Origin of the sequence: Caenimonas aquaedulcis, from assembly GCF_015831345.1 — a bacterium.
Classification (GTDB): Bacteria; Pseudomonadota; Gammaproteobacteria; order Burkholderiales; family Burkholderiaceae_C; genus Ramlibacter; species Ramlibacter aquaedulcis.
Genome location: NZ_JADWYS010000001.1, coordinates 410770 through 426540, shown reverse-complemented (window position 1 = coordinate 426540; position 15771 = coordinate 410770). Strand labels below are relative to the sequence as shown.

The window sequence follows — 15771 nt, the reverse complement described above, 5'->3', positions numbered from 1 at the left end:
CATGACCCATCCTGCAGGCAGCATGCCGGCGTCGTCTCAAAAACTCGCGGGCCGCGTCAGCATCATCACGGGGGCGGCCTCGGGCATAGGCGCCGCGACGGCCGAGCTCTTTGCGTCGCACGGCTCGAAAGTCGCCCTTATCGACATCGATGGCACCGGCCTCGAGCAGGTGGCGGGGAAATTGCGCCTCCAGGGCGCGGAAGTATTCACCGGCGTCGCGGACGTCACCGCCGGCATCGCCGCTCGCGAGACGGTCGCGGCGATCGTCGCGCGTTGGGGTCGCATCGACGTGGTCATGCCGTGCTCCGGCATCTCCGTCGGCGGCACCGTCGCCACGATCGACGAAGCCATGTGGGACAAGGTCTTCGCAGTGAACGTCAAGGGCAGCTACCTCTGGATGCATGAGGCGCTGCCCCACATGATCGAGCGTTGCAGCGGCTCGGTCATTCTCCTGGGCTCGCAGCTTGTCGCGTCCAGCGCCGGGAACAATGCCGCCTACATTGCCTCCAAAGGCGCGCTCGCCACCCTTGCGAAGACCATGGCCGTCGACCATGCGCGCGACGGCATCCGCGTCAACGTGCTGATGCCGGGTGTGATCGACACCGCGATGTCGCGCAAATCGCTCACCCGATATCCGGATCCGGCCGCGACGCGCGAGCGCTGGGCAAATCGCCACGCGATGCAGCGGTTCGGACAACCGGAAGAGGTCGCGCGTGCGGCACTTTTCCTTGCGTCGGATGACTCGTCCTTTACCACCGGCAGCCAGCTGTTCGTCGATGGCGGGTGGTCCGCGATGTAGGTCGTGCGCCGCCCGCCGAGCGAACTTCCACCGATTCAACTCTTTCCATTCGTCCACCTTCCAAGGTTCATCAAAGGAGATCACCATGGGTAAAAAACTCAGCCAAGACCAGATCGATCACTTCAACCACAAGGGATTTGTCGCGCCCATTGACGTGTTCAGCCGTGAGCAGGCCAAGGCATACCTCGACATGCTCGAGTCCTTCGAGCAATCGCAGAACCTGGAGCTGGGCAAGGGCTTCAACTTCAAACCGCACCTGCTTTTCAAGTGGGTGGACGAGATCGCCCGGCACCCTGCCGTGCTCGACGCGGTCGAAGACCTGATCGGCCCGAACATCCGCCTCTTTCACCTGTCGGTGTGGCCGAAGAAGGCCAATGACCCGGCCTACATCGGCTGGCACCAGGACGCGACCTATTTCGGCCTCGACCCCAGCACCCAGATCACCGCGTGGGTCGCGCTTTCCGATGCGCCGGTCGCGGCTGGCTGCATGGAAGTCGTTCCAGGCTCTCAAAGATTGGGGCAACTTCATCACGCGGAAAATCACACCAACAACATTCTGCTTTCGAAGGGGCAGACCGTTGACGTGCCCTTCGACAAATCGCACACCGAATTCATGCCAGTGGCGGCGGGGCAGATGTCATTGCACGACACCTACCTGGTGCACTGCTCGGGCCCCAACGAAACCAATTTCCGCCGCGTCGGGCTGGGTTTCAGCTACATCCCGACGAACGCCCGCAGCACCAGCAAGACACGCCTGACCTCAGCCCTGGTGCGCGGCGTCGACGAATATGGGTACTACGACGACGAGCCGCGTCCGCAAACCGACTACGGGACCGCCGAGCGGAAATTCCACGCGGACGCAGTCGCCCGGTTTCGCGCCTCGAACGACGAACAGGCTGCCAAGTACTGATCCAACGAGTTCGACATGCATCTTCCCCACCACGGCCGCTACGACTATTCGGCCATTCCCCGCCGTCCGGACTATTCGTTTCCGGATGGCAAGCGTCTTGGAATCTACTTCGCGCTGAACATCGAGCACTTTGCATTCGGTGCGGGCCTGGGCCATGCCGTCTCCAACGAACTCCCCCCGCCCGATGCGCGCACCTTTGCGTGGCGCGACTATGGCAACCGGGTCGGCGTCTGGCGGCTGTTCGACCTGCTCGAAGAATTCGGCCTGCCGGCCTGCCATCTGGTCAACACCGCCGTATTCGACTATTGCCCCGAAGTGATCGAGCCGATCATCGCGCGGGGCGATGAAATCATCGGCCACGGCCGCACCAATGCGGAGCGGCAGGGCCAGTGGTGGGAAGCTGACGAAGCGCACATGATCGCCGCGGTCCGGGACACCATCCTCGAGAGAACCGGTCGCGCGCCACGTGGCTGGATGGGTCCCTGGATGTCGCAGAGCCGTGTCACCCCTGACCTCCTCAAGGAGGCCGGCTACCTGTTCGAGATGGACTGGCCTTGCGACGACCAGCCGATCTGGCTGCGGACGCGCGACGGCGGCAAGCTGATGTCCATGCCCTATTCGCTGGAGATCAACGACTCCCCACAGGTACTGGTGCGCCACCACTCCGGCGAAGAGTTCGCCAACATGATCGTCTACCAGTTCGAGGAAATGCTGCGCCAGTCCGAACGGCAACCCCTGGTGCTCGGCATTGCGCTGCACACCATGATCGTCGGCCAGCCTCATCGCCTCCATTCGCTGCGCAAGGCGATCGAGCACATCGTCAACCATCCGCAGCGCGACAAGGTCTGGATCACGCGCCCCGGGGAAATCTACGACCACTGCGCCGCGCTGCCGCCGGGCATCATGGTCTGACGCACGGTACCTCACATGACAACTGGCAAAGCCCCCACCACGCCGCCGACACGCATGCCGCTGCCGACGCACGATCGCTATCCGTTTTCCGTCATCGACCAGCGCAAGGATTTCAGCTGGCCCGGTGGCAAGCGGCTGGCTTTCTACCTGTGTTTCAACATCGAGTACTTTGCCTTCGGCGCGGGCATGGGCTCGGACGTCGGGCTGGCGAACCCGGCGCCCAACCATCGCAGTTACGCGTGGCGCGACTACGGCAACCGTGTGGGCCTGTCCCGGATGCTGGACCTGGTGGACGAACTCGACCTGCCGGCGTGCCACAACGTGAACTCGTTCCTCTACGACGCCCATCCCGAAATCTTCAAGCGCATCCGCGCGCGGGGGGATGAAGTCATCGGCCACGGCCGCACCAACGCCGAGCGCATTCTTCCCGCGTGGGAAGAGGACGAGCGGCGCCTGATCGCCGAGGCCACCGCGGCCCTCAACCGCAACGAAGGCAAGCCACCCAAAGGCTGGCTGGGCCCCTGGCTGGCCGAGACCTGGGTGACGCCCGACTTGCTCAAGGAGGCGGGCTACACCTATCTGCTCGACTGGGCCTGCGATGACCAACCGATCTGGATGAACACGCGCGCAGGAAAGATCCTGTCGGTGCCTTATCCCATCGAAGTCAACGATTCCCCGGCGATCGTATTTCGCCATCATTCGGCACGCGAGTTCGCCGACATGATCGTCGACCAGTTCGACGAGATGCTCAGGCAGTCGGAGCGCCAGCCCTTGGTCTGCCCCATCGCACTGCATACGTTCGTCGTCGGCCAGCCATTTCGCCTGGGGCCGCTGCGCCAGGCGCTCAAGCACTGCAAGACCCACCCGCAGGCCGACCGTGTCTGGTTCACGCGCCCCGGCGAGATCGCGGACTATTGCTACTCGATGCCACCGGACACCCTGGTGTCGGGCTGAGATGCGCGTCCTGATCACTGGCGGGACGGGGTTCGTCGGCCTCAACCTGGCGCAAGCCCTGCTCGGGCACGGTCACCAGGTTGACTTCTTCGACTTGCGCGAGCCGCCTGCGCCCTTCATGCAGGCCATCGGCGACGCGCGGGCACGCGTGCGCGTTGAAACTGGGGATGTCTGCAATGCCAGCCACATCGAGCGGGTCTTCGGTGCGGGAGGCATCACGCACGTCTTCCATGGCGCGGCGATCACACCCGGCCCCGCCCGGGAATCGCTTGCGCCCCAGCAGATCATCGACGTCAACTTGTCGGCAACCCTTGCCATCGTGCGAGCGGCGGCGCAGGCGGGTGTGCAGAGGCTGCTGTTTCCGAGCTCGCTGACGGTCTACGGCGAGCATCTGTATGGAACCGCGCCACTCGATGAAGAGACGACTCCACCGGTCCCCGACAGTCTCTACGCCATCACGAAGTACGCCGCCGAACGGGCGGCCTTGAAGTTGGGAAAGGCCTGGGGCCTGGACGTCATCGCGGGTCGCATCGGTGCGGTCTTCGGTCCGTGGGAAGGCAACACCCAGGTGCGCGACCTGCTCAGCCCCTTCTGCCAGGTCGCCGCGGCTGCGGCGCGAGGCAAGCCAGCCGTCCTGCCCGAGGTGTATGCACCGCGCGAGATGATCTACAGCCGCGACCTCGCCGACGCCTTGATGCTGCTGCTGTCCGCCCAACGCCCCGCCCACAAGGTTTACAACCTGTCGGTCAATGCGGATTGGAGTGGCGTGCTGCCGCAGTGGTGCGACATGCTCCAGGGACGCATGCCAGGCTTCTCATGGCGCTACCGGTCCGAAGCCGATATCCCTACGATCCATTTTCCGGACAACCGCCCTCGCACCACGCTGAGCACGGACCGCCTTCGCGGCGATCTGCATTTTTCGCCGCAGTTCACGGCTGCCCCAGCGTTGGCCGATTACGCCGGGTGGCTGGCAAGCCACAGCAGCTACTTCCACTGAATCCTTGAACCGTTTTCCGCATACGTGCTCCGAAAAGCGCTCCATGAAAATCGACATCAACGCCCTTCCCCCTGCGGACCAGTACAAGCTGCTCTCATCCACCATCGTGCCGCGCCCTATCGCGCTCGTGAGTACCTGGTCGGAAAAGGGCGGCGACAACGCCGCGCCTTTCAGTTTCTTCAATGTCATGGGCGAGAACCCACCGGTCCTCGTGCTGGGCCTGGAGACCAAACGTGGGAGCGGCGCCCTGAAAGACACGACGATCAACATCCGCGACAACGGGCAATACGTTGTCCACATGGTCGATGAGGCACTCGCGCAGGCCATGAATATCTGCGCCATCGATTTCCCCAGTGGTGAAAGCGAAACCAGTCACGCCAAGCTGGAGCTTGCCGAATCGAGCCTGGTCAAACCGAAACGCATCGTCGCGGCGCCCGTGGCCTTCGAATGCGAGCGCATCGCGCTGCTGCAGGTCAGCCCCGGTAGAAACATCGCGCTGGGCAAGGTCGTCATGATGCATGTGCGCGATGGCTTGCTCGACCCCGTCACCCACTACATCGATCCGGAGAAGTACCACCCGATCGGCCGCATGTTCGGCAGGCTCTATACGCGAACCCGTGACCATTTCGAGATGGTGGTGCCGGGCCATGCCGACTGGCTTGCGAATCAAGCCGACGTTTGAATACTTCAACGACCGGGGAAGTTTCGCCGGAAGCTTCGGCAAGTCGCTTGCGCCCGCTCTGGCCTACCTACCTCAAGCTCACCGGCGTCGCCATATTCTGGGCCGGAACCTTCGTCGCGGCCCGGACCATTTCGGCAAGCCTGCCACCTGCGACTGCCGCCCTGCTCCGGTTCGTGGTGGCGGGCCTGGTGCTGGCGGGGACGCTTCATTTTTCCCAGGGCCTTGGCGTACTGAGACAGGTCACCCGCCCGCAGTTGATCGGGACCATGGTGATGGGCGCCAGCGGAATCCTGCTCTACAACCTGTGTGTGTTTTACGCCGCGAGCTTGATGGAAGCCAGCCGCACCTCCGTCTTTGTCGCGCTCAACCCTGTCGCGACCTTGCTGCTCGCGGCGGTGTTCCTGCGCGAACGCATCTCGCCCGCGCGCTGGCTGGGCGTCGTGATGGCGGTCGCAGGCGTCTGGATCGTGGTCGCGCGAGGAGACTTCGCCAACCTGTCGATGTCCTTTGGCAAGGGGGAGCTCGCCATGCTGGCCGCTGTGCTCGGATGGTCGACCTACACGCTTCAAGGCCGCAAGACCCTACGCACCATGGAGGCAATGGTCGCGTCGCTGCTGGCATCGCTCTGGGGCACGCTCTTCCTGGCGATCATTGCGGTTCCGGAATGGGCCGGCATCACTTCCAGCGCGTTCACCCCGGGGGTCATCGCCTGCTGCATCTACACCGGCGTGTTCGGCACGGCCATTGCCTTCGTCTGGTATTCCCAGGGCATCAGCCACATAGGCGCCGCAAAGACGGTGGTGTTCAACAACCTGGTGCCGCTGCTGGGAGTGGGTTTCGGCTGGTTGTTCCTCAACGAGCCACTGACTGCCAGCAAGCTTGCCGGTTGCGTGCTCGCGATTGCCGGTGTTTTTCTGGTGAACCGCACTGCACGTTGAATGCGTCATTCCTTACGCGAAGGTTTTATGAAAATCGTTGTTTTGCCAGGTGATGGCATCGGCCCCGAGACCATGGCTGCGACGGTTGCCGTACTCGAAGCGGCGTCCAGGCGTTTCAGCTTGAACCTCGAACTCGTACACGACATTGCCGGCCACGAAAGCCTGAAGCAGCATGGCGCCACCGTGACCGCTGCGCTGCTTGAAAAGGTTCGGTCAGCCGACGGCCTGATGCTGGGGCCGATGGCAACCTATGAGTTCAAGGATGAATCCAGAGGGGAAATCAACCCGTCCATGTTCTTTCGAAAAAACCTGGACTTGTACGCCAATATTCGACCCGCCCGGACTTATCCGGGCATGCGGGCCCGGTTGGGTGAATTTGACCTCGTCGTGGTGCGCGAAAACACGGAGGGCTTCTACTCCGACCGCAACATCGAGTCGGGCAGCAGCGAAATGTTGGTCACGCCCGACGTGGTCATTTCGCTGCGGCGAATCACCCGAAAGTGCTGCGAACGAATCGCGCGCTCTGCCTTTGAGCTGGCGATGACACGCAACAGGCACGTCACCATCGTGCACAAGGCGAATGTCCTGAAAATGGGCGATGGCATGTTCATCGACATCTGTCGCCAGATAGGCAAGGAGTTTTCGGGCGTTCAGATCGACGAATTTATCGTCGACGCCATGATGGCGCATGTCGTGCGTGCGCCGCAACGCTTCGACGTGATCGTGACGACCAACATGTTCGGCGACATCTTGTCGGACTTGACGGCCGAGTTATCAGGAAGCATCGGGCTGGGTGGCTCACTGAATGCTGGCTACGACCACGCCATGGGGCAGGCTGCCCATGGATGCGCACCCGATATCGCAGGCCAGGACATTGCCAATCCGTTCTCGCTGATCCTGTCAGCAGGCATGTTGCTGGGCTGGTATGGCCAACGCAAGGGCAATCAATCTTTTCTGGACGCAAGTGCCGCCATTGAAAGAACTGCCGTGTCGGCGGTGGCGGCAAACGAGGTGACGCGCGATGTTGGCGGCAAGCGCGGCACGCGTGAAACGGGAGCGGCGTTCGTGGCGCGCCTCCTCAACGAAGGGCACCCCAAGGTGCCGTAACTCGTTGAATCCGCTGGTGGGTGATGCAGGGTTTGAACCTGCGACCCCTGCCGTGTGAAGGCAGTGCTCTACCGCTGAGCTAATCACCCTTCTCTCTCGAGACTGCCCCTTGCGGGACAGCCTCAGATTATGCCATAGGCTGAGTCTGGATCCGCCAGAGCGTCTTGCCTCCGCTCGCCTTGTCCAACTGCTTGAGCACTTCCTCGTGGGCACTGGTCTCCTGGTCGTTCGCGAGCAGCACCTGCAGCGTGAACTGCGTGAGGTCCACGCGCGTGACGATACCGCCCATGGTGTCGTTGTCCTGGATATCGATCAGCAGCGCGTCCTGGCCGCGCGTCAGGTTGATGTAGACGTCGGCCAGCAGTTCGGCGTCCAGCAGCGCGCCGTGCAGCGTGCGGCTGGAGTTGTCCACGCCCAGGCGGTCGCACAGCGCGTCCAGGCTGTTGCGCTTGCCCGGGTACATCTCCTTGGCCATCGCGAGCGTGTCGGTGACCTGCGCGCAGAACGTCCTGAAGCCGGGCTTGCCGAGCAGCTCGAGTTCCTTGTTCAGGAAGGCGACGTCGAACGCGGCGTTGTGGATGATGATCTCGGCGCCCGCGCAATAATCCATCAATTCGTCGGCGATCGCCGCGAACTTCGGCTTGTCGCGCAGGAACTCGTTGCTGATGCCGTGCACCTTGAGCGCGTCCTCGTGGCTGTCGCGCTCGGGATTCAGGTAGAAGTGCTTGTTGTTGCCGGTGAGCTTGCGTGCGACGAGTTCGACGCAGCCGATTTCGATGATGCGGTCGCCGCCTTCGGCGGACAACCCGGTGGTTTCGGTGTCGAGGACGATCTGGCGCATGCCGCGATTTTAGTGGTTCTCTTTCGCGTGGTTGATCGAGTATTTCGGAATTTCCACCACCAGGTTCTCCTGCGCCACGATCGCCTGGCAGGACAGGCGCGAGTTGGGCTCCAGCCCCCACGCCCGATCCAGCAAATCTTCCTCGTTCTCGTCCATTTCGTTGAGGGACTTGAAGCCCTCTCGCACGATCACGTGGCAAGTCGTGCAGGCGCAACTCATGTCGCACGCATGTTCGATCGCGATGTCGTTGTCCAGCAACGCCTCACAGATCGACGTGCCCGCAGGCGCCTCGACTTGGGCGCCCTGCGGACAGTATTCCGGATGGGGCAGGATCTTGATGATGGCCACTTAAATCGTCTCCACGTTCTTGCCTGCCAGCGCTTTCTGGATGCCGTGATTCATGCGCTCGGCCGCGAAGGCTTCCGTGCCTTTGGCCAGCGCCTCGGTTGCCGCTTCGATCGCGGCGGCGTCCACGCTGTTGTCCGCGATGGCGCGCAGCGAGGCCATGAGGGCGTCGATGCGCGCGCGCTCCTGCGCGTCGAGCAGTTGTCCATCGGCGTCCAGCGCGGTCTGCGTCGCGAGCAACATGCGGTTCGCGTCGAGCTTCGCCTCGGCGATCGAGCGGGCCTTCATGTCCTCTTCCGCCGTCGTGAAACTTTCCTGCAGCATCCGGGCGATCTGCTCGTCGGACAGGCCGTAGGAAGGCTTCACATCGATGCGTGCCTCGACGCCGCTGCCCTGTTCGCGCGCCGACACGCTCAAGAGCCCGTCGGCATCCACGGTGAATGTGACGCGGATGCGCGCGGCGCCGGCCACCATCGGCGGGATGCCGCGCAGCTCGAAGCGTGCGAGGCTGCGGCAATCCTTGACGAGGTCGCGCTCACCCTGGACGACGTGCAGCGCAAGCGCCGTCTGGCCATCCTGGTAGGTGGTGAAGTCCTGCGCCTTCGCGGTGGGAATGGTCTCGTTGCGCGGCACGATGCGCTCGACAAGGCCGCCCATGGTCTCGATGCCCAGGGACAGCGGGATCACGTCGAGCAGGAGCAGGTCGCCGGCGGAGTCGTTGCCGGCCAGCTGGTTCGCCTGGATCGCGGCGCCCAGCGCCACGACTTCATCGGGGTTGAGGTTGGTCAACGGTTCGCGGCCGAAGAATTCGGCCACGGCACGCCGCACCTGCGGCATGCGGGTGGAGCCGCCCACCATCACGACGCCGCGGATGTCGTCCTTGCCCATCTTCGCGTCGCGCAAAGCCTTGCGCACGGCGGCGATGGTGCGAGCCGTGAGTTCGGCCGTCGCCGCTTCGAAGTCGGCGCGCGAAACATGGATCACTTCGCTCGAATTGGGGACGCGTATCGCGGCACGTTCGGAAGATGAGAGTTCTTCCTTCGCCACGCGCGCCGCCATCTTGATCGCCGCCTTGTCGCCGGCAGCCTGGAGCGTCACGCCGGACTTCGCCAGCACGTGGTCCGCCAGTGCGCGGTCGTAGTCGTCGCCCCCGAGCGCGGAGTCGCCGCCGGTCGCAACGACTTCGAACACGCCGCGCGCCAGCCGCAGGATGGAGATGTCGAAGGTGCCGCCACCGAGGTCGTAGACGGCATAGACACCTTCGCTCGCGTTGTCCAGGCCGTAGGCGATTGCAGCCGCGGTGGGCTCGTTGATCAGCCGCAGCACCTTGATGCCCGCGAGCTGGGCGGCGTCCTTGGTGGCCTGCCGCTGCGCATCGTCGAAGTACGCGGGCACGGTGATCACGGCGCCGTAGAGGTCATCGTCGAAAGTGTCTTCCGCGCGAAAGCGTAGCGTCGCGAGGATCTCCGCGCTGATCTCCACGGGCGACTTCTCGCCGGCACGGGTGTGCAGCGTCACCATGCCGGGCTGGTCGATGAACCGGTAGGGCAGCTTCTCGCGACTGGCGATGTCGGTGAGGCCCCGCCCCATGAAGCGCTTCACCGAAGCGATCGTGTTTTCCGGATCGTCCGCCTGCGCGGCATGGGCGTCGTGACCGATCTGCCGCCCGCCGTCCTCGAGATACCGAACGACCGATGGAAGGATGACGCGGCCCTGTGCATCGGGCAGGCACTCGGCCACGCCGCTTCGCACGGCAGCGACGAGCGAATGCGTCGTGCCCAGGTCGATGCCCACGGCGATGCGGCGCTGGTGCGGATCGGGGGCTTGCCCGGGTTCTGAAATCTGTAGGAGCGCCATCGGACTATTGTCCCAGTTGATCGACGCGTTGCTCCACGTCGTGCGCGAATCTCTCGATGAACATGAGGGCTCTCACCTGCCGGGCCGCGGCCCTGGCGTCGCCCGTGTCATCCAGGAGCGATGCGATCCGCTTCAGGATGTCCTGGCGTGACCGATCGAGCACGCCCTCGAGCGCTTCGAGGTCTTGCGCGCTGCGTGCTTCATCGAGCTGCTCGCGCCACTCCATCTGCTCGACCAGGAAGTCCGCGGGCATGGCCGTGTTGTTCTCCGCCTCGATGGGTGCGCCGCGCAATTCGCACAGGTAGGCGGCGCGTTGGAGCGGATCGCCCAGGCGCTTGTACGCTTCGTTGATGCGCACCGACCATTGCATGGCCACGCGCTGGGCCGCATGGCCCTGGGCGGAGAAGCGGTCGGGATGGGCTTCGCGCTGCAGTTCCTTCCAGCGCGCGTCGATGGCGCCGCGGTCCTGCTCGAACCGCTCGGGCAGGCCGAACAGCTCGAAATCCGTCGACTGGAGGTTCACACCCGGAACGATTCCCCGCAGCCGCAGCGGTCGCGTTCGTTCGGGTTGTTGAACTTGAAGCCTTCGTTCAGCCCTTCGCGGACGAAGTCGAGCTGCGTTCCGTCGATGTAGGCAAGGCTCTTGGGGTCGATCAGCACCTTGACGCCGTGGTCTTCGAACACGACGTCCTCGGGCGCGATCTCGTCCACGTATTCGAGCTTGTACGCGAGGCCGGAGCAACCCGTGGTCTTCACGCCCAGGCGCACGCCGACGCCCTTGCCGCGCTTGCCGAGATACCGCGTGACGTGCCGTGCCGCCGCTTCTGTCAGGGAGATTGCCATACGTCCGGAACGATCAGTGAGCGTGCTTCTTCTTGTAGTCGTCGACAGCCGCCTTGATGGCGTCTTCGGCGAGGATCGAGCAGTGGATCTTCACCGGCGGCAGCGCGAGCTCTTCGGCAATCTGGCTGTTCTTCAGCGCCGCGGCCTGGTCCAGCGTCTTGCCCTTGACCCATTCGGTCACGAGCGAGCTGGAGGCGATGGCGGAGCCGCAGCCGTAGGTCTTGAAGCGCGCGTCCTCGATCACGCCCGTCTGCGGGTTGACCTTGATCTGCAGCTTCATCACGTCGCCGCAGGCGGGCGCGCCCACCATGCCGGTGCCGACGGACTCGTCACCCTTGTCGAAGGAGCCGACGTTGCGGGGGTTTTCGTAGTGGTCTACGACTTTTTCGGAATAAGCCATGGTGAACTCCTGTGTCTCTCGTGTCTCTCGTGTCTCTCGTGTCTCAATGCGCGGACCACTGGATGGCCGAGATATCGACGCCATCCTGGTACATCTCCCACAGCGGGCTCAACTCGCGCAGGCGCGCGACGTTTTGCCGGATGGTGGAGATCGCGTAGTCGATTTCTTCCTCGGTCGTGAAACGGCCGATGGTCATGCGAAGGCTGCTGTGCGCGAGCTCGTCGCTGCGGCCCAGGGCGCGCAGCACGTAGCTGGGCTCCAGCGAGGCCGACGTGCAGGCGGAACCGGACGACACCGCCAGACCCTTGATGCCCATGATCAGCGACTCGCCCTCGACGAAGTTGAAGCTGATGTTGAGGTTCTGCGGCACCCGGTGTTCCAGGTTGCCGTTGATGAACACCTGTTCGACGTCCTTCAGGCCGTCCAGGAGGCGCTGCTGCAGCGCGCGCGCCTTGGCGTTGTCCTGCGCCATCTCGGCCTTGGCGATGCGGAAGGCTTCGCCCATGCCGACGATCTGGTGCGTGGGGAGCGTGCCCGAACGCATGCCGCGCTCGTGCCCGCCGCCGTGGATCTGCGCTTCGAGGCGCACGCGGGGCTTGCGGCACACGTACAGCGCGCCGATGCCCTTGGGGCCATAGGTCTTGTGCGAAGCGAGGCTCATCAAGTCGACAGGCAGCTTCTTGACGTCGATCTCCACCTTGCCCGTGGCCTGCGCCGCGTCGACGTGGAAGATGATGCCCTTCTCGCGGCACAGCGCGCCGATGGCCGGGATGTCCTGGATCACGCCGATCTCGTTGTTCACGAACATCACGCTCACGAGGATGGTGTCCGGCCGGATCGCGGCCTTGAGCACGTCCATGTCGAGCATGCCGTCTTCCCGCACGTCGAGATAGCTCACCTCGAAGCCCTGGCGCTCGAGCTCGCGCATCGTGTCCAGCACGGCCTTGTGCTCGGTCTTCACGGTGATGAGGTGCTTGCCGCGCGTCTTGTAGAAGTTGGCGGCGCCCTTGATCGCGAGGTTGTTCGATTCGGTCGCGCCGGAGGTCCACACGATCTCGCGCGGGTCCGCGCCGATCAGGTCGGCCACTTCGCCGCGGGCCTTCTCCACGGCGGCTTCCGCTTCCCAGCCCCACGCATGGCTGCGCGACGCCGGGTTGCCGAAGTGCTCGCGCAGCCAGGGGATCATCGCGTCGACGACGCGCGGGTCCACCGGCGTCGTGGCGCCGTAATCCATGTAGATCGGGAAATGCGGGGTCATGTCCATGGCTGGATCTTTGAAAACGAAGGGTGGCTGGTCGGGACTTGGCGAACGGGTTGCAGTCTTAGGACTTGGCAAACGAGTTGCCAAGGGCGAACACCGAATTCGGCGCATTCACGCGAATCGGCTTGACCACCGGCTGGCTCGAGATCGCGCGCTTCATCGCGGGCTTGTCCTCGATCTGCATGCCCTTGGCGAGCTGGTCGTCCACGAGCTTTTGCAGCGTCACGGAGTCGAGGAACTCGACCATGCGCTGGTTCAGCTGGGACCACAGCTCGTGCGTCATGCAGCGGCCGCCGTCGCCATGGCAGTTTTCCTTGCCGCCGCACTGCGTGGCATCGATGGGTTCATCGACCGAGACGATGATGTCGGCCACGGTAATCGCATCCGCCTTGCGGCCGAGCGTGTACCCGCCGCCCGGGCCACGGGTGGACTCCACCAGCTCATGGCGGCGCAGCTTGCCGAACAGTTGCTCGAGGTACGACAGAGAAATCTGCTGGCGCTGGCTGATGGCCGCCAGCGTGACCGGACCGTTGTTCTGGCGCAGGGCCAGGTCGATCATGGCGGTGACCGCAAAGCGGCCTTTGGTAGTGAGACGCATCGCAAGCTCCTTGTGTTGCTTACCTATCCTGAATCCCCGGGAAACCAGTTCCCGGGGCCCGTCTCCATCCCCTGGTCCGGCTCCCGCCGGCCTCCATCAATGCTGTGCAAGCCATTGACTTCATTGAACTTTTTGGAGTTTTGGGCTGTTCTTGAGTGATTCCGTCAAGTATACCAGAAAGCCCATTGTTTCGCTCGGGTATACCCCAGCAGGGGCGCTCGGCCCGTCAGCTGCGCTGGCCGGCCTGGATGGGCACCACGTTGTCGTGGACGACGGCGCCGAAAGCCTGTTCCTTGAGGATCGCGAGCTGGTCCCGCACGCGCGCCGCCTTTTCGAATTCCAGGTTGCGGGCGTGCTCCAGCATCTGCTTTTCCAGCCGCTTGATCTCGCGGGCGATGTCCTTCTCGGACATGTCCTCGACCATCGCGCGCTGCAGCTCCTGCTTTTCCATCTCGCGCTCGGTCTTGGCGCTGTACACGCCGTCGATCAGGTCGCGCACTTCCTTCTTGATGCTGCGGGGTGTGATGCCGTGCAGCTCGTTGTGGGCGATCTGCTTGACGCGGCGGCGCTCGGTTTCGCCGATCGCTTTCTGCATCGATTCGGTGACCCGGTCAGCGTAGAGGATGGCCCGCCCGTGCAGGTTTCGCGCGGCCCGGCCGATGGTCTGGATGAGCGAACGCTCCGCGCGCAGGAAGCCTTCCTTGTCGGCGTCCAGGATGGCGACGAGCGAGACCTCCGGGATGTCCAGTCCTTCGCGCAGCAGGTTGATGCCCACCAGCACGTCGAAGGTGCCCAGGCGCAGGTCGCGCAGGATTTCCACGCGTTCGACGGTGTCGATGTCGCTGTGCAGGTAGCGCACCTTGACGCCGTTGTCGGACAGGTAGTCCGTGAGCTGCTCGGCCATCCTCTTGGTGAGCGTGGTGATCAGCACGCGCTCGTTCTTCTCGACGCGGATTCGGATCTCCTGCAGCACGTCGTCCACCTGGTGGGTGGCCGGGCGCACCTCCACTTCCGGGTCGATCAAGCCCGTGGGACGCACCAGCTGTTCGACGACCTGGCCGGCATGCTCCTGCTCGTAAGCCGCCGGGGTGGCCGACACGAAGATCACCTGGCGCATGCGCGTCTCGAACTCCTCGAACTTCAGCGGCCGGTTGTCCAGCGCGGACGGCAGGCGAAAGCCGTATTCGACCAGCGTCGTCTTGCGCGAACGGTCGCCGCTGTACATCGCCCCGAGCTGGCCGATCATCTGGTGGCTCTCGTCCAGGAACATCAGCGAGTCCTTGGGCAGGTAGTCCGTGAGCGTGGATGGCGGCGCCCCGGGCGGCGCGCCCGACAGGTGGCGTGTGTAGTTCTCGATGCCCTTGCAATGGCCGATCTCGCTGAGCATCTCCAGGTCGAAGCGCGTGCGCTGCTCCAGGCGCTGCGCCTCCACCAGCTTGCCCATGCCGACGAGCTCCTTCAGCCGCTCGCCCAGTTCGAGCTTGATCGACTCCACGGCGGACATCACCTTCTCGCGCGGCGTCACGTAGTGGCTGGACGGGTACACCGTGAAGCGCGGGACCTTCTGGCGGATGCGCCCCGTGAGCGGGTCGAACAGCTGCAGCGATTCGATCTCGTCGTCGAAGAGCTCCACGCGGATCGCGAGCTCGCTGTGCTCTGCGGGGAAAATGTCGATCGTGTCGCCGCGCACGCGGAAGGTGCCGCGCGAGAAGTCCTGCTCGTTGCGGTTGTACTGCATGCGGATCAGCTGGCTGATGATGTCCCGCTGGCCGATCTTGTCGCCCACGCGCGTGATGAAACGCATCTGCGTGTAGTCCTCGGGCGCGCCGATGCCGTAGATCGCGCTCACCGTCGCGACGATGATCGTGTCGCGGCGCTCCAGCACGCTCTTCGTGGCCGACAGCCGCATCTGCTCGATGTGCTCGTTGATCGAGCTGTCCTTCTCGATGAACAGGTCGCGCTGGGGGACGTACGCCTCGGGCTGGTAGTAATCGTAGTAGCTGACGAAGTACTCGATCGCGTTGCGCGGGAAGAATTCACGGAATTCGCTGTACAGCTGCGCGGCCAGGGTCTTGTTCGGCGCGAACACGATGGCCGGCCGCCCCAGGCGCGCGATCACGTTCGCCATGGTGAAGGTCTTGCCGGAGCCCGTCACGCCCAGCAGGGTCTGGAAGACCTCGCCGTCGCGCACGCCCTCCACCAGCTTGTCGATCGCGGCGGGCTGGTCGCCCGCGGGCGGATACGGCAGGAACAGCTCGAAAGGGGAATCGGGGAAGGAGATGAACTCGCCCTTCCTGTCCTCGGTGACTTCTGAAATCTCTTGCATG

17 protein-coding genes and 1 tRNA gene are annotated in these 15771 nt (G+C 64.0%); 8 read left to right on the top strand and 10 right to left on the bottom strand.

The window, feature by feature from the left end; translation table 11 throughout:
• Nucleotide 1 precedes the first annotated feature (1 nt).
• From I5803_RS01930 to I5803_RS01895, 8 genes are all read left to right on the top strand, one after another.
• Nucleotides 2-799, top strand: coding sequence for an SDR family oxidoreductase (locus tag I5803_RS01930; RefSeq protein ID WP_196984735.1), 798 nt, complete (start codon nucleotides 2-4; stop codon nucleotides 797-799).
• An 85-nt stretch (nucleotides 800-884) separates the two neighbouring features.
• Nucleotides 885-1709, top strand: a complete 825-nt coding sequence (locus I5803_RS01925; protein ID WP_196984734.1) for a phytanoyl-CoA dioxygenase family protein — start codon at nucleotides 885-887, stop codon at nucleotides 1707-1709.
• A 15-nt stretch (nucleotides 1710-1724) separates the two neighbouring features.
• Nucleotides 1725-2621: a polysaccharide deacetylase family protein gene (locus tag I5803_RS01920; RefSeq protein WP_196984733.1), complete on the top strand. Its 897-nt coding sequence runs from the start codon at nucleotides 1725-1727 to the stop codon at nucleotides 2619-2621.
• 15 nt (nucleotides 2622-2636) lie between these two features.
• Nucleotides 2637-3575: a polysaccharide deacetylase family protein gene (locus I5803_RS01915; protein ID WP_231402321.1), complete on the top strand. Its 939-nt coding sequence runs from the start codon at nucleotides 2637-2639 to the stop codon at nucleotides 3573-3575.
• A gap of 1 nt (nucleotide 3576) precedes the next feature.
• Nucleotides 3577-4572 (top strand): NAD-dependent epimerase/dehydratase family protein, encoded by a 996-nt coding sequence (locus tag I5803_RS01910; RefSeq protein WP_196984732.1) that lies wholly within the window; start codon nucleotides 3577-3579, stop codon nucleotides 4570-4572.
• 43 nt (nucleotides 4573-4615) lie between these two features.
• The gene (locus tag I5803_RS01905) at nucleotides 4616-5254 is read left to right on the top strand and encodes a flavin reductase family protein (protein ID WP_196984731.1); all 639 of its coding nucleotides are present in this window, start codon (nucleotides 4616-4618) and stop codon (nucleotides 5252-5254) included.
• A 47-nt stretch (nucleotides 5255-5301) separates the two neighbouring features.
• The gene (locus tag I5803_RS01900) at nucleotides 5302-6192 is read left to right on the top strand and encodes a DMT family transporter (RefSeq protein WP_196984730.1); all 891 of its coding nucleotides are present in this window, start codon (nucleotides 5302-5304) and stop codon (nucleotides 6190-6192) included.
• Nucleotides 6193-6219: 27 nt separating this feature from the next.
• The gene (locus I5803_RS01895; RefSeq protein WP_196984729.1) at nucleotides 6220-7299 is read left to right on the top strand and encodes an isocitrate/isopropylmalate dehydrogenase family protein; all 1080 of its coding nucleotides are present in this window, start codon (nucleotides 6220-6222) and stop codon (nucleotides 7297-7299) included.
• 14 nt (nucleotides 7300-7313) lie between these two features.
• Here I5803_RS01895 and I5803_RS01890 read toward each other — a convergent pair.
• From I5803_RS01890 to uvrB, 10 genes are all read right to left on the bottom strand, one after another.
• Nucleotides 7314-7388: transfer RNA gene (locus tag I5803_RS01890), tRNA-Val, on the bottom strand.
• A gap of 38 nt (nucleotides 7389-7426) precedes the next feature.
• Entirely contained in the window at nucleotides 7427-8140 is a 714-nt protein-coding gene (gene dnaQ, locus I5803_RS01885) for a DNA polymerase III subunit epsilon (RefSeq protein ID WP_196984728.1), read from the bottom strand.
• A gap of 9 nt (nucleotides 8141-8149) precedes the next feature.
• Entirely contained in the window at nucleotides 8150-8488 is a 339-nt protein-coding gene (gene fdx / locus I5803_RS01880; RefSeq protein ID WP_196984727.1) for an ISC system 2Fe-2S type ferredoxin, read from the bottom strand.
• Nucleotides 8489-10342 carry a Fe-S protein assembly chaperone HscA gene (gene hscA / locus I5803_RS01875; protein ID WP_196984726.1) on the bottom strand — a complete coding sequence of 618 codons (1854 nt, stop codon included), beginning with the start codon at nucleotides 10340-10342 and terminating at the stop codon, nucleotides 8489-8491. It lies immediately after the preceding gene.
• Between the two features lie 4 nt (nucleotides 10343-10346).
• Nucleotides 10347-10865 carry a Fe-S protein assembly co-chaperone HscB gene (hscB, locus tag I5803_RS01870; RefSeq protein WP_196984725.1) on the bottom strand — a complete coding sequence of 173 codons (519 nt, stop codon included), beginning with the start codon at nucleotides 10863-10865 and terminating at the stop codon, nucleotides 10347-10349.
• Nucleotides 10862-11185, bottom strand: coding sequence for an iron-sulfur cluster assembly protein IscA (iscA, locus tag I5803_RS01865; protein WP_196984724.1), 324 nt, complete (start codon nucleotides 11183-11185; stop codon nucleotides 10862-10864). The genes hscB and iscA overlap by 4 nt, the downstream gene beginning before the upstream one ends.
• Before the next feature lie 13 nt (nucleotides 11186-11198).
• Nucleotides 11199-11585: a Fe-S cluster assembly scaffold IscU gene (gene iscU, locus I5803_RS01860; protein ID WP_196984723.1), complete on the bottom strand. Its 387-nt coding sequence runs from the start codon at nucleotides 11583-11585 to the stop codon at nucleotides 11199-11201.
• 43 nt (nucleotides 11586-11628) lie between these two features.
• Nucleotides 11629-12849, bottom strand: a complete 1221-nt coding sequence (locus tag I5803_RS01855; protein WP_196984722.1) for an IscS subfamily cysteine desulfurase — start codon at nucleotides 12847-12849, stop codon at nucleotides 11629-11631.
• A 58-nt stretch (nucleotides 12850-12907) separates the two neighbouring features.
• A complete protein-coding gene (gene iscR, locus I5803_RS01850) occupies nucleotides 12908-13444 on the bottom strand; it encodes a Fe-S cluster assembly transcriptional regulator IscR (protein ID WP_196984721.1) in 537 nt (178 codons plus the stop codon).
• Nucleotides 13445-13670: 226 nt separating this feature from the next.
• A complete protein-coding gene (gene uvrB / locus I5803_RS01845; protein ID WP_231402320.1) occupies nucleotides 13671-15770 on the bottom strand; it encodes an excinuclease ABC subunit UvrB in 2100 nt (699 codons plus the stop codon).
• Nucleotide 15771: the final 1 nt, after the last annotated feature.